The following is a 13,550-nucleotide window of genomic DNA, read 5'->3' as shown; positions in this document are numbered from 1 at the left end:
TTGGTCAATGTTAAAACATGCAAGTGGAGCTTCATTGAAAATGACAACATATTTCGTGTGCCACGATGATTTGAGAAGATGCGATCGATTAAGGAAGAATGCTTTTATTTTAGGGCATTCTTTTTTATCGTTTTAACATAATGAAGAAAAAAAGGCCATCAAAAGATGGTCCCTTAATACAACACTTCAGCTATATAATGGATTAATTAAAATTGAACTTCAAAAACAATTAATTCTTATTTTTAAAATACTTGATAATATCAACAAAGGATTCATCGGAGGCTACTGCTTTAAAGTAAACAATATCACCAGGTTGTAATAGATCTAATAAAAATGTCTGCAGTTCTTTAATTTCTGAAAAATGATGGACATCCCGTTTGCTCATCCCAGCTCGAAGTGCAGCTCTCGATATATCTTTTACAATAAAGCCTTTGGTAATGAGTTTATGAATACCTTGTTCAACAAGTTTTTTTCCAAATTTTTTATACTCTTCTTCTGCATATTCTCCAATCGAACCATGTCTTCCTAATACAACAATTTTTCTCTGATTTGGAGCAGCAATTTTTGAAAGTACTTCGATCCCAATATGAAAGGAGGGAACGTTAAATTTCCAAGTATCGTCAATAATCAAAATATCGTTTGGTAATTGTATTTTTTGGAAGCGCCTCGGTAAATGTGAAAAGGAAGTTAGTAGTTTTATAGATGTTTCAATATCGATGTTTACTTCATTCGCTCCGATAAATGCTGCAATCGCATTGTATACATTATGTTCCCCTAAGCCTGGAATAACCCCTTTGTATTCTAGACCATCATGCTCAAACGTGAATTCCATACTATTTTCGGAGTAGTTTGTTTCTTTAATGTGAAATGAAGCATTACTATTTTTCCCAAAAGTAATTAACTTTCCTTTGAAATCATTAATACGCATCGATGAAATATGTGGATCGTCGATGTTGATAATAAGAGTTCCATCTGGAGGTAGTAAATCAATCATCTTTGCCTTTTCTTTAACATAGTTCTCAAAAGATTGGAATTCACCAGTATGATCAATATCAATCATCGTCATTATACCAATCGATGGAGCAAAATATGAAAAGGCTTCCTCCATTTCGCCAGGCTCAGAAATCCCAGTTTCAATAACAGCAACATCAGTATTCTCGTCAATTCCAACTAAATATTGTAGGTGAAAATAACTACTGTTTTTATTGCTGACCGTTGCTTGAACAGTATAGGAAGATTGTAATATATGTTTAATCATTTCTTTTGTTGTCGTTTTACCACATGTTCCTGTAATTGATAAGACGGGCAAAGTAAAGAGGCTTCGATAGTAAGTAGTAAATTTAAAAAATATATCCATTATATTATCAACCATAAAAATTTGCTCAGGTTGTAAGGCTTCCATATTAGTAAATGGTCGATCTGTGATGATAAAGAGATTTTTGTAGTGCTTCAGTTTTTCCCCATCCGGATGATCTTTTTTTCTTATATAAAAATATAAGGTTTGATGGGTTGCATAGGTGGAGTCATGAACTACATTAGAAATGATGATACCCTTTTGCTCTTCGGGAATTGTTAAATCGAGCGCATCAAAAATATCTTCTAGTAAAAGCGGTTTCATCCTTATATCTCCTTTAGCGCTTTTTTTGCTAAGTAAGTAGCATATTGAATAGTTGTTTTCGGAATATCCATTTCTAAAAAGAATAATGCAGGTGTACCTGGGCGCCAATTCACTTCATACATCCAAATTTTATGATGTTTATCGATGCCTACATCAATTCCAAGTTCATCTAATTGTTCATCATAAAGACGATCAAAATATGTTGCAAATTGAACTGCAAATACTTCTAAATGACGTTTAACATCGAAAAAGTGCTCATCAAATTGTTCCTCTAAAAAAGGAGTAATAATTCCTGAGTAGCCCCCGCTACTTACATTTGCGACAATCCCCTTAGAAGCAATACGAGGATACATTGTTGTTAACCGCCATTTACCTTCACCATTTTTTTGTACATATAAGCGAATATCAAAAGATTGACCTTGTTTCGTTTTCGATTGAATAAATGGCTGTACTAAATAATCCGCATCGTCTAGTAAAATATTAACTAAATAATCTTCAAGTTGTTCTTCCGACAATACCGTTTCTACTCCTGAAACTATTAGAAGAAAGTCATCTTGCCTTTTTTCTATAAAATAGATTCCTTCACCTTTAGCACCTGAAAGTGGCTTGATAATAATAACATTAAACGTGTCGAGGTATGAAAAAGCAGTTTGAATTCTTTCGAAATCTTCTGATGGAATTAAGTAATTTGTAAAGCGTTTGCCTTTTTTGATTCGTTGATAAACCTTCATTTTGTCGCCAATAGGGTGACTTGTAAAAGGAATCTCTTTTTCTAAAGCATCTACTATTAGGTCTTGTTTAGCGGTGAGCGTTCCTCCGGCATTAAATACAACATCTGGATATCCTGTTTCTCGCTCCACCCATGCACCATTCTCATAAAATAACCCTTTAATTCGCTTATTTTCTAGATCTACATTGCCTGGAGTGAAATAGAAAAAATGTACCCCTTCCATTTTCGCTGCAGCGGCATATGCATAGGATTTAAAAACGGTTTGTGGATTTTTTCGGTAATGTAACATACCAATTGTAATCACCTAGATCCCCCCGAGAATTTACTATGAGTTGTAAATAAAATTAGATTTACTTGATTCCTATTTTTGGTTATGCATAAAAGGCCACATTTTTGATGGGCCTAAACTGAAAGTAAACTATTTTGAAGTAGTTTAGATGTTCTGTTTAACTTGTTCAATTAAACTGTTTCCGTCACATGCATAACGGTGCTCTTTTGATTTTAGGTGGGGTAAGTAACCTGCCTGATTTTGGTCTTACATTAATCTCTTGAACACCGGGAAGTAGTGGAGGTAAGATTTTTACTGTCACTTTTTTCAAAATTCCCCTTTAAATAGTGTTATAGAGTGCGTGAATTAGATGAATTAGACGTTGCTCCAAAACTATGGAATTAAATAGTGTCAGAGCACTACGATCATGGGTCGATTTGAATGTTAGAAATTTCGCATGTTATGAAATGATTCACCTTCATTATTATCATATTTTTTAGTAAAGGAATGCGTATGGACTTAAAGCCCCGTTAAGTAAAAAAGTACTATGTAAATTATCATAGTTTGAAATATTAAATTGGTGAATTTTGGGGAAGTAAAAAGCAGGGAAGAGCATGGGGTGGTTTTTAAAATGCTCGTTCAACAATATTCTAGGCAGTTCCCATCTTGTGCTTTATTAGTTTTACATAAGAAATTCCTTTTTAGTTTATGTGTTTCTTAATAAGGGAATTTTTTTCCTCTAACATTACTGGGAAGAGGCTTATAGGGAAATATCGTCATTGTTTAAAATAAGGGAAATTTTTTCCGTTAAAGTACCGAGACGAGGCTTACAGAGCAGAAATAAGGGAAGAAAATTCCGTTAACTGCGTAAATTAAGGGGAAATTCAAAGGTTTGGATGAGATAAGGGAAAAATGTTCCTTTATTTTGAGTAAAATATCGTCATTTTTTATAATAAGGGAAATTTCTTCCGTTAAAGTACGAAGAAGAAGGTTATAGAGCAGAAATAAGAGAATAAACTTCCTTTAATTGCTCTAAATTAAAGGGAAATTCATAGTTTCGGAACGGGTCATCTTCCCAGGTCAATGGGAGAAGGAAAAAATCTGAGCAACTCGAGAGTGGGATTGTGTTAGATAAGGAGATTTATTTTGAACTTATAACATTGCCCAATAACGTTAATGTAGTGCCGTATGAACAAATATTGAGAGGTGCTTGATAGGGAAGCAATTTGCCGAAATTGTTTTCCCGATCACATCGAAAAAAGTATGTGAAAAAAGAGCTGGTACGCCAAGTTGAGCCAACTCTTTTTTTCATTCCTATATTTCACTAACATGAATCATAATTTTAGTCACAAATTGTTCCTTGCGATTTTTTACAACCGTATCATAAATATATTCTTCCAAAACATAATCGCCTAAAGCTAAATTTAACTGTTCCATCTCTAAAAAAAGGCGGTTATATGTTTGGTGAATGGTTTTTTCATCCCCAATATGGTAGCCAATCAAAAATTTGCCCGCAATCGTTTTAAAGTAAGGATATCCTTTCTTTGGGGTGGATTGCTCAATATATAAATAGCTATAGTTGGTGTATTCACCCTTTAAAATTTGTTCTTGCTTTGTTATAGAACCGATTGGGTAACCTGTATCAAGATGGGATACGTACAATTCATCTATGAAATCTGAAATCACCTCGACAAACTCTTCTGACGATATATTTTCAATGTTTCTACTTAAATAAAGGTTCACTTCTGGTAATTGTTCTACCGTGATTTGTTGGAAATCAAGTTGAGATGCTTCTTCCATTAAGTTTATTTTCGTCTCTATAATCTTTTCCTTTCTTTCAATCTCTTGGCGCATTTTTACAATCGATTCTTTTTCTTGATACATTAGAGACAAAAAACTCTCTGGTGATTTATTTTGCATATATTGTTGAATATCGTGAAGTGACATTCCAAGGTCTTTTAATAAATCAATCACATTAAATAATTCAAATTGGCGAATTGAGTAATACCGATAGCCTTTTTCATTTTTAAATACTGGCGATAAAAGCCCAATTTGGTCGTAATAAAACAGGGTCTGTTTATTGATTTTGCAGAGTTTTGCAAATTCACCTGTCGTTAAATAATTTCCTCTTTTAGAATTCATTTTTTTACAGCACCACCCTTGACTATATAGTTACTATATACACTAGGATGTTTAAAGTAAACAAATGATAACGATCCGAGTTTTATAGTTAAGGAGATTGTGAAAGATGGGAAATCAGATAGTTACTTTAACATTATTATTGATGAATTTATTCATAGCATTTTTGGGAATTGGTCTTGTGATACCAGTATTACCTACATTGATGAATGAATTAGGTATTACCGGAACAACAGTGGGGTATTTAACAGCGACATTTGCCATTGCTCAACTGATTGTTTCACCATTTGCGGGAAAAGCAGTCGATCGATTCGGCAGAAAAATTATGATTGTCATAGGTTTATTTATTTTTGGGATCTCCGAGTTTGTGTTTGGGTTGAGCCGTGAAATTGAACTTCTTTTCGTTTCTCGTGTTTTAGGGGGAATCAGTGCAGCGTTTATTATGCCCGCTGTTACAGCATTTATTGTGGATATTACCAATACTGACAATCGTCCGAAAGCACTCGGGTATATGTCGGCAGCCATTAGTACAGGGTTTATTATTGGTCCGGGTATAGGTGGCTTTTTAGCGGAAATTGGAACGCGTGTACCATTCTACTTTGCAGGGGGACTTGGCACAGTAGCGGCGATACTTTCAATTATTTTATTATCTGAGCCAATTCGTAATGAGGAAAATAATGAGCAAGATTCAGAAAGTAAGAGTGGAATTAAACGCATTATGGCACCGAAATATTTACTTGCCTTTCTTTTAATTTTCATTGCCTCATTTGGATTGGCAGCATTTGAATCATTTTTTAGTCTATTTGTAGACCATAAATTCCAATTTAAACCGAGCGATATCGCAATTGTTATTACAGGTGGTGCCATTTTCGGCGCCGTTTCTCAAGTTGTTTTATTTGATCGATTTACACGCATTTGGGGCGAAATTAAACTGATTCGATACAGTTTAGTCGTGTCCGCTTTGCTTGTTTATTTAATGACGGTTGTTCATTCATATTTTTCTATCTTACTTGTTACATTTATCGTATTTGTAGGGTTTGATCTATTTAGACCAGCAGTTACATCATACCTCTCAAACATTGCAGGGAATGAACAAGGCTTCGTTGGTGGAATGAACTCGATGTTTACGAGTTTAGCGAATATTAGTGGTCCCATTTTAGGTGGGATGTTATTTGATATAGATATTGATTATCCTTACTACTTTGCGGCGGTAATATTAGTAATCGGAATCATGATTACTTACTTCTGGAAAAAACCGACTTCTGATTGCTCGAAACAAGGAAGAGTAGACGTCGCTAATAACTAATGTGTAAAAGGGGCCAAAACTCTATTGATGTTAGATAGGCAATAGAGTTGATAATAAAAAAGTCAAACATTGGATAAAAACACTATTTAACTTTGGCTAATAATTTGCAATTATTTGGCCAATGTATGTATCTTGTGGGGGGCCTCACCTCTTATTGCGACAGCTTTACTAGCAAATTTCAATTGCTCCATTGTCTTGCTAGTCGCAATAATATTTACTAGAGTCATGACGGGTAGAGACCTAGACGACTAATTGTGAATTAATCTATAATTACATTATAAAAATTGCTCTAGGGACCATGTTTTCTCTAGAGCAATTTTAGTAAGGGGAACATAGAAGGAGAATTGGATATGATGAAAAATTCTTTAAAGGAAAAGTTGAAATCAGGAAAGTGTGTTTATGGTCCCTTTATGATGACAGCAAGTACAGATACTGCAGAAATACTTGCAAATGTAGGTTGCGACATGATTATGATTGATGGTGAACATGGAGCAATGGGATTTGAAACGGCTGGAAAGATGATTTCTCAAATTAAATACACACAAACAACACCATTGTTACGAGTTCCATGGAATGATCTCACAATGGTCAAACAGGGGCTTGATACTGGAGCCTCTGGGATCATGATACCAATGATCAACTCTAAAGAAGAAGCAGAGCGTGCAATCCAATATTGTCACTACCCACCAAATGGCGTTCGTGGTTTTGGCGCAGGACGGGCTAGTTTATTTGGTATTAATACTGAAAGTTACTGGGAATATGCAAAAGAGGAACTACTAGTCATCCTACAAGTTGAACATGTCAAAGCAGTTGAAAATATTGATGAAATTCTTTCTGTACCTGGTATCGATGTAGTGTTTATTGGCCCTATGGATCTTTCGGTTTCCATGGGCGTAAAGGGTGAACTAGATCATCCTGATATGCAAGCTGCTTATTCAAAAGTATTAGATGCTTGTCAAAAACATAACATTGTACCTGGAATTATGACGCAACCTAATCTAATGAAAAAACATATTGATTTAGGCTTTCGTTTCTTATTAGGCGGGATCGATGCCATGTTTATACATCAAGGGGCAAAGCAACTATTAGAGGAATTTAAAAGTTCTATTAATAGTTAATTAGACTAGAAGATATTAATGTTCAGTAATAGTGGAATCATTCGTTGCAAAGTGCTAGGGTATTCTAATAGATGCGTTAGTTGAAGAAATAAATAAAGGACCCAACATAGTAGACAAATCTAGTATGTTAGGTCCTTTTGCTTGTTGTTTTGCCGTATGATAAAACTTCAAAGAAGAGTTATATGGCTATTAATCTAATACTTTTACTTTTAAAGTCTTTCTACCAAAGTCGATCGCATCTTGCTTCGTAGGAACGAAGACATCGATTTTATTTCCTTTAATAGCTCCGCCAGTATCTCCAGCAATTGCTTCACCGTAGCCTTCTACGTGCACTTTACTACCTAGTGGAATTACAGATGGATCCACAGAGATTACTTTTGCATTTGGATTTGCTTTTAGGTCAATTCCTGTTGATGTAATACCTGAACAGCCATCACAAGAAGCTGTATAAGCTGTTGCTTCTACGATGATTTCCTTCGCACTTGCTGATGGAGCGTCAGTTGTCGTTTCTTTTTCTTTTGGCGCAGCAGTTTCTGCCTTTGGTGCAGTTTCTTTTACTGCAGTATTGTTTGAAGAAGGTGCCTCTGCTTTAGGTGCAGATTCCTTTGGTACTGTAGTGCTTGCCGAAGGAGCGACCACTTTTGGAGCCGTTTCCTTTGGTTCTACATTACTTGTAGAAGGGGCCACTGCTTTTTTTGCACTTTCTGTTGGCGCCACTGTATTTGAAGTAGGAGCCGTAACTTTAGAAGTATTATCCTTAGCCACAGTGTTTACTTTTTTATCAGTTGCCACAGCGTTACTAGCTTTTACTCCTTCAAAGATGACTAGATTTGAATCTGGTTGAATGAGATCCGTATGTAATTGATTCCATTCTTTTAATTGAGAAACGCTTACCTGATGATCACGAGCGATATCCCATAATGTGTCACCTTGTTTAACAGAATATTGTTTTTCTTGTGGAATCGTAAGGACGTCCCCAGGGTGTATAAGGTCGCCAGTTAATTGATTAGCCATTTGAATTGTTTCAACAGTTGAATTATTTGCACGTGATAAATCCCATAAGGTATCACCTTTTTGTACGGTTATGGTTGAAGCTTGTACATTTGCACCTACTGTTACGGAAAGTACAGCAACCGGTACAATTGCCATCATTTTTTTAAACATATATTTGCCCTCCAAGTTCTGTAATTGTTAGTAATCGTAACATAGAAATTTCTGAGAAAAAGAACAGGGAGGTGATAAATTCGTTACGTCTATGGCAAGTTTATTGCAAAAACATTTCTATTATTAACCAACATAAGAAAGATTTAATATTTTGGGACATAGGGGACAGGTACCTTGTCCCAAAACTAGGGACATGGTACCTGTCCCTACTGTCCCTTAGGTATAAATTTTTCTATAAAGGCAATAATGTGATTTGACGAATGGTTAACCATTTTCCACGAAAGGTAAAGTTTCAGGAAGTGGGTTTAATCTTTTTATTGGAAAATAGGTTAAACGGAAATCATTCAGTCATCTGATCTGAACTGTTAAACAAACGAAATGAAAAAACGCATTTGAGCAGAATAAGGCTTAATTGCGTTTTTTAATTTTTAAAGGGGATGGAGTTGATGAGCTAATTTATGACTTTTATTCAATCTTCTCTAAGAATATCCCTTTACTATCTAGGAAATCCTATCGTTATTGGTTTTTTTACATGTCATTCAATTTATAGATTGGGGATTATTAGATGGAGTCAATTTGGTTAGAGTATGCCTGGACATTGTTAATTCTAATAGGATTAGAAGGGTTATTATCAGCAGATAACGCCCTAGTCCTTGCTGTGATTGCAAAGCATTTACCCGAAGACCAGAAAAATAGAGCGATAAGTTATGGAATTATTTTGGCATTCTTCTTCAGATTTGCTGCACTTTTTGCCATTTCTTTTATTGCAAATGTCTGGGAAATACAGGCAATCGGAGCCGCATATCTTCTTTATCTTGGATTAAAACATGTTATTCAAGCGAAATTTGGGAAAGACAACAAGAATATTCATGAGGACGATGAAAAAGAATCCGCAGGGAAAGGCTTTGGGGCAACGGTAGCGAAGATTGGATTAGCAGATCTTGCTTTTGCCGTAGACTCTATTTTAGCCGCAGTCGCACTTGCTTTAGGTCTTCCAGATTCTCCTCTAGGAAATTTTGGTGGTATGGACGGAGGGAAATTTATTATTGTTATGCTTGCAGGAATTGCTGGACTCATCCTAATCAAATTTGCTGCAACATGGTTTGTACAACTACTTGATAAACGTCCGGCATTGGAAACGACAGCTTATGCAATTGTTGCCTGGGTTGGTGTCAAATTAGCTGTCATTACTTTGGCACATGAGGACGTTGGTGTGTTAAATCATGACTTCCCTCACAGTACTACGTGGACCTCTATTTTCTATGGTGTATTAGTAGCCATTGCCCTAATCGGTTGGTTTGCTCCTGGAAATAAGTCGAAAGATAAAGCAGTATAAAATTAAATCTTCAGGGCGCGTTTCTTCATGAAATGCGCCTGTTTTCATTTTGTAAACCACGGTTTGTAACTTATATCCGAAACCTTTCCCAATATTTTCCGTTAATCTACATAAACCTATATTTAGATAGGATGGGGATCCTTTGAAAAAACAAAGATTTATTATATTCATTGTCTTTTCATTACTATTATTAACAGGTTGTGCTGGTTTGGCAGATTATAGTGTGGATTTGCCTGGAAACTATTCTATTGTAAGAACTTCTGCTCACCAAGTGACCATCTCACCTAAAAATGGTGATATAGGTTGGGGAAGTCCAATAATCCCAACAAAAGTTACTGAAGTAGCTTGGGATGAAACCTATATTCTAGCAAAGCAACTTGGATTGATGAAAGATCCAGATCGTAGTAATGGTTATGAAATACCGAATAAAAATGATGTGCGTTTTTGGATATTGGAATTCGAGTCTGGAGAGGTAATAGGACCTTTTGATGAAGCGAGTTTTAAAGACAAAAAGAAGGAGTTAGGGATTTCAAAGAGTGTTAAGTTAAAAGAAGTTAAGGATTTAGTGGACTAAGTTTTCCGTATTTATATAAGAAAAAGAAAAGTGCGAACTTACTAGAATTACAGTCGTACTAATAAAGGAGGGATGCATCATATTAATTTTATTTGGTCTTTTCATTGCTTTCGTTACCGTGATTTTATTTTTGATTTTATGTGTGATGTTCATCGTGTCTTTAATAAGGAAGAAACCTTTACCTAAAAAAATGCTCATTGCGACATTGTCGGGAGTTGTTATAACATCTTTAGTTTATTTTTATGAAACGTACTTTTTTACATTTAATGACATTGATCGAACCTATATGCAAGAGGGACCTGGACCTGTTATGTCACCTTCTGAAAAATATTCGGCCCATGCTTATTACGAACCATATGGTGGTGCTGCAGGTGGTGTGAATGTGTGGGTTGAAGTCACAAATAAAAAAGAGGATCACGTCCAAATCGTTTATTATGCGGATGCAAAAGACCAATTTTCGTTGGAGTGGCGAGATGATGAAACTTTATTTATTTTAAATGACGATCCTCAGTTTCCAAATTCAAATAGAAGTATCGAATTAAAAGTTGAAAAAGAGATTTATCACGAGTTTGGGAGGGCTTGTAAAAGTTTATTAATGAAAGATGAATATGAGCGTTGTTACCATAACTAGGATTTCAGTAGATTTGAATACTCATGGAAAGAGGGGTTGGATTCATGGTTTTTGAGCCACTGTATATTTTTTTCTTTTTCATTTTAGTGGGCCTTGTTTATATACCCGTGTTCTTAACGATTGTTGCAAAATATAGATTCAATTTGTTCGGTTACTTATTAGTCTTATTATCTATTTCCAGCTATTTGTTTATCGGTAAATATATGATGGATGCGGGGACTTTTGCAGACGAACAACAATCATTATTTGGGATTGGATTTTTAGAATTAACGCTCTTAACCTATCCGTATATTTTCATCATATTAGCCGTTGTTTTAGGGAAAAAAGGAGTGCGTAATGAAAGTTAAAATGGAGATAAAGCGATTCGGGATCGTATTATTTTCGGGTGTTTGGTTAATGGGATGCAGTGACAGCGCCATTGAAAGAAATACAGAAATCGAAGAAGATCTTCATTCTGCTATTACCATGGTATCTGAACAGAGTGATAGTCAAATAAGTATAAAGAATTTTGTTGACTTTAAATGGGACAAGGCATATTTAATTGACCCTTACACTCCCCAAGATGAGCTCGAAAATCAAATAGGTGTTAAGTTCATAGACCGAAGTAATATAGATTTGAGAGATGATCTCTACCTATTAGTATTTCTCAATCAAGAAAAAGTAGTTCAGTATGCGGAAATAGAGCGTTTAGGATCCACAATTACATTAGGCGATCAAGAGTATCTTACACCCTCTAACGATACAATTTTCATAGAGAGGTAACGAATGATGATTCTGCAATCGACCAGTTTTTATATTTTAACTTCAGTAAATTGGGTTTTTTTGTTAAAATTAGATTAGGATTTAGCACTTATAGAATGTTTGATAAGAGGGCGATTAACTTTGACAATCAATACATTTCTTATTCGATTTGCAGTTACAATGATTATTATTTTTGGTGGTATTTTTACAATTCGTTATTTCAGAACAAGTGAACTTTTATTAGATCAAATGATTGGGGCTTCGGTGGGTGTTCTGCTTCTTATCGCATCGTTCACTTGGAGGAAAAAGCAAATAATGAATAAGGTTCAATGAAAGACGTGTTTCTTTAGGAAATGCGTCTTTTTTTGGTGATTCATAGAAGATATCGCACTTTGAATAAAGTCGAGGTTGATAAAATATCTTTTGCTAAATAGGGAGAGGTGGTTAACTAAAAAATAGTAATTATAAAAAAGAAGTTACCGAAATATTAAGAAACTAATTTGACAAATTAAAGAATTCTATTAAACTAAAAATAGTGTTCGATCCCCATTTTATTCTCATTACAGTCATTTCTTCTTCGCATGTATTTGCCTTTTACTATCACCATTCCAAGCTTCATTTCCGTTATTTTATTGAAATTCAGTATGGAGATTTATTATAAATGTAATAATTTACACATTTTATCTACTAAATTTAATGTACTAAAACCATTAGATAGGAGGATGAAAGCTATGGGATTTGATGAAGAATACCAGGCTTTTATGAATCATCACATGCAGGCAAGAACCGGGGAACGGCTGCGGCGCTTACAAGAAGGTCATAATCATGCTGAAAAGTTGTTTTTGAAGCAGGTGTGGTGGCCATTATTTAATAATTTTCGATATCTACATCCAGAATATGAAGTTAATGATTTCAAAGACGGCAAAAGGTATCTGGATTTTGCGTATATTCGTCCTGCCATCCGGATTTGCTTTGAAATTGACGGGTATGGCCCACATTTAACGAATATAAGCAGATGGCAATTTTCCGACAGTCTGGAACGTCAAAATCAGTTGGTGATTGATGGGTGGACTGTGATTCGCTTTTCTTATGACCAGGTTAAAGAAAAGCCACGTCGATGCCAACAAATTATTCAGCAATTAATTGGTCGATTGCTTGGGGATGAACTGGACCAGACCACTTTGACTTTAGTCGAAAAGGCTGTCCTTCAACTAGCGATTCGAAAAGGAGAAGACATAACTCCAAAAGAATTGGCGAGGGATTTAAAGCTTTGTGACAAAACGGTAAGAAAAATACTTTCTCAACTAGTCGATAAAAAGATGTTGATTCCCGCATCGGGGCGCGTGAGAATTCGTTCTTATCGGTTGGGGAATCAGGTTAAGCACCCAACCAAATAAAAGAGGTGAAGATTATTCCCTTTATATCATCCGGAGTCAGGCGTGATTCTGTAATTAACGGAAAAATATTCCCTTAATTAAAAAATAGCCGTGAAAATAGGTTGAATAGAGGAAGAAAATTCCCTTAATGCCCTGGAAAAGCTGAAATAGGTGAATTTTTATGAAGCATAAGGGAAAAATATTCCGTTATTTCAAGTGAAACCAGACCTGGATCTGTAATTAACGGAAAAATATTCCCTTAATGCCCTGAAAAACGCTGAAATAGTTAGATTTTCTGAAGAGTAAAGGAAAAATATTCCGTTATTTCAAGAGAAACCAGGCCTGGTACTGTAGTTAACGGAAAAAATTCCCTTAATGCCCTGAAAAACGCTGAAATAGTTAGATTTTCTGAAGAGTAAAGGAAAAATATTCCTTTATTTCAAGTGAAACTAGGCCTGGTACTGTAGTTAACGGAAAAAAATTCCCTTAATGCCCTGGAAAAGCTGAAATAGGGGAATTTTTATGAAGCATAAGGGAAAAATATTCCGT

Annotated in this window: 13 protein-coding genes; 9 read left to right on the top strand and 4 right to left on the bottom strand. The window is 35.2% G+C overall.

What is annotated here, in order from left to right; translation table 11 throughout:
* Nucleotides 1–229: 229 nt before the first annotated feature.
* The 3 genes from JOD29_RS08300 to JOD29_RS08290 all read right to left on the bottom strand — a co-directional run bounded on the left by JOD29_RS08300 (nucleotide 230) and on the right by JOD29_RS08290 (nucleotide 4,758).
* Nucleotides 230–1,618, bottom strand: a complete 1,389-nt coding sequence (locus JOD29_RS08300) for a Mur ligase family protein (protein WP_124764156.1) — start codon at nucleotides 1,616–1,618, stop codon at nucleotides 230–232.
* Nucleotides 1,619–1,620: 2 nt separating this feature from the next.
* Nucleotides 1,621–2,652, bottom strand: a complete 1,032-nt coding sequence (locus tag JOD29_RS08295; protein ID WP_124764155.1) for a YheC/YheD family endospore coat-associated protein — start codon at nucleotides 2,650–2,652, stop codon at nucleotides 1,621–1,623.
* Nucleotides 2,653–3,930: 1,278 nt separating this feature from the next.
* A complete protein-coding gene (locus JOD29_RS08290; protein ID WP_124764154.1) occupies nucleotides 3,931–4,758 on the bottom strand; it encodes a MerR family transcriptional regulator in 828 nt (275 codons plus the stop codon).
* A gap of 106 nt (nucleotides 4,759–4,864) precedes the next feature.
* Between JOD29_RS08290 and norA the strand changes: the two genes are divergently transcribed.
* Together norA and JOD29_RS08280 are read left to right on the top strand one after the other, a co-directional pair.
* On the top strand, nucleotides 4,865–6,061 hold the full coding sequence (norA, locus tag JOD29_RS08285) for a multidrug efflux MFS transporter NorA (protein WP_124764153.1): 1,197 nt from the start codon (nucleotides 4,865–4,867) through the stop codon (nucleotides 6,059–6,061).
* A gap of 350 nt (nucleotides 6,062–6,411) precedes the next feature.
* Nucleotides 6,412–7,179 carry an HpcH/HpaI aldolase family protein gene (locus JOD29_RS08280; protein ID WP_124764152.1) on the top strand — a complete coding sequence of 256 codons (768 nt, stop codon included), beginning with the start codon at nucleotides 6,412–6,414 and terminating at the stop codon, nucleotides 7,177–7,179.
* Between the two features lie 189 nt (nucleotides 7,180–7,368).
* Here the strand turns inward: JOD29_RS08280 and JOD29_RS08275 are convergent, their stop codons facing one another.
* A complete protein-coding gene (locus tag JOD29_RS08275) occupies nucleotides 7,369–8,343 on the bottom strand; it encodes a LysM peptidoglycan-binding and 3D domain-containing protein (protein ID WP_124764151.1) in 975 nt (324 codons plus the stop codon).
* 565 nt (nucleotides 8,344–8,908) lie between these two features.
* On the opposite strand from JOD29_RS08275, the gene JOD29_RS08270 reads away from it, so the two are divergent.
* From JOD29_RS08270 to JOD29_RS08240, 7 genes are all read left to right on the top strand, one after another.
* Nucleotides 8,909–9,679 (top strand): TerC family protein, encoded by a 771-nt coding sequence (locus tag JOD29_RS08270; RefSeq protein ID WP_124764150.1) that lies wholly within the window; start codon nucleotides 8,909–8,911, stop codon nucleotides 9,677–9,679.
* Between the two features lie 142 nt (nucleotides 9,680–9,821).
* Nucleotides 9,822–10,253: a DUF3997 domain-containing protein gene (locus JOD29_RS08265; RefSeq protein WP_124764149.1), complete on the top strand. Its 432-nt coding sequence runs from the start codon at nucleotides 9,822–9,824 to the stop codon at nucleotides 10,251–10,253.
* A 145-nt stretch (nucleotides 10,254–10,398) separates the two neighbouring features.
* On the top strand, nucleotides 10,399–10,884 hold the full coding sequence (locus JOD29_RS08260; RefSeq protein ID WP_192894215.1) for a DUF5412 family protein: 486 nt from the start codon (nucleotides 10,399–10,401) through the stop codon (nucleotides 10,882–10,884).
* Nucleotides 10,885–10,928: 44 nt separating this feature from the next.
* Complete coding sequence (locus JOD29_RS08255) at nucleotides 10,929–11,231, top strand: hypothetical protein (protein ID WP_124764147.1); 303 nt, start codon at nucleotides 10,929–10,931, stop codon at nucleotides 11,229–11,231.
* Nucleotides 11,221–11,646, top strand: a complete 426-nt coding sequence (locus JOD29_RS08250) for a hypothetical protein (protein ID WP_239585633.1) — start codon at nucleotides 11,221–11,223, stop codon at nucleotides 11,644–11,646. Before JOD29_RS08255 ends, JOD29_RS08250 begins: the two co-directional genes overlap by 11 nt.
* A 120-nt stretch (nucleotides 11,647–11,766) precedes the next feature.
* Complete coding sequence (locus tag JOD29_RS08245; protein ID WP_124764146.1) at nucleotides 11,767–11,958, top strand: hypothetical protein; 192 nt, start codon at nucleotides 11,767–11,769, stop codon at nucleotides 11,956–11,958.
* Between the two features lie 398 nt (nucleotides 11,959–12,356).
* The gene (locus JOD29_RS08240; protein ID WP_124764145.1) at nucleotides 12,357–13,022 is read left to right on the top strand and encodes a DNA-binding response regulator; all 666 of its coding nucleotides are present in this window, start codon (nucleotides 12,357–12,359) and stop codon (nucleotides 13,020–13,022) included.
* Nucleotides 13,023–13,550 lie beyond the last annotated feature (528 nt).

It is taken from the genome of Lysinibacillus composti (assembly GCF_016908465.1).
In the GTDB taxonomy this organism is placed as follows: domain Bacteria; phylum Bacillota; class Bacilli; order Bacillales_A; family Planococcaceae; genus Ureibacillus; species Ureibacillus composti_A.
This window is presented reverse-complemented; position numbering and strand designations above follow the sequence as displayed.

Excerpts from the sequence above, each read along its gene's own strand:
- JOD29_RS08275 (WP_124764151.1), bottom strand. The coding sequence starts at position 8,343 with ATGTTTAAAAAAATGATGGCAATTGTACCGGTTGCTGTACTTTCCGTA.
- JOD29_RS08270 (WP_124764150.1), top strand. The coding sequence starts at position 8,909 with ATGGAGTCAATTTGGTTAGAGTATGCCTGGACATTGTTAATTCTAATA.
- JOD29_RS08260 (WP_192894215.1), top strand. The coding sequence starts at position 10,399 with ATGTTCATCGTGTCTTTAATAAGGAAGAAACCTTTACCTAAAAAAATG.
- JOD29_RS08290 (WP_124764154.1), bottom strand. The coding sequence starts at position 4,758 with ATGAATTCTAAAAGAGGAAATTATTTAACGACAGGTGAATTTGCAAAA.
- JOD29_RS08280 (WP_124764152.1), top strand. The coding sequence starts at position 6,412 with ATGATGAAAAATTCTTTAAAGGAAAAGTTGAAATCAGGAAAGTGTGTT.
- JOD29_RS08240 (WP_124764145.1), top strand. The coding sequence starts at position 12,357 with ATGGGATTTGATGAAGAATACCAGGCTTTTATGAATCATCACATGCAG.
- JOD29_RS08300 (WP_124764156.1), bottom strand. The coding sequence starts at position 1,618 with ATGAAACCGCTTTTACTAGAAGATATTTTTGATGCGCTCGATTTAACA.
- JOD29_RS08255 (WP_124764147.1), top strand. The coding sequence starts at position 10,929 with ATGGTTTTTGAGCCACTGTATATTTTTTTCTTTTTCATTTTAGTGGGC.
- JOD29_RS08250 (WP_239585633.1), top strand. The coding sequence starts at position 11,221 with ATGAAAGTTAAAATGGAGATAAAGCGATTCGGGATCGTATTATTTTCG.
- norA (WP_124764153.1), top strand. The coding sequence starts at position 4,865 with ATGGGAAATCAGATAGTTACTTTAACATTATTATTGATGAATTTATTC.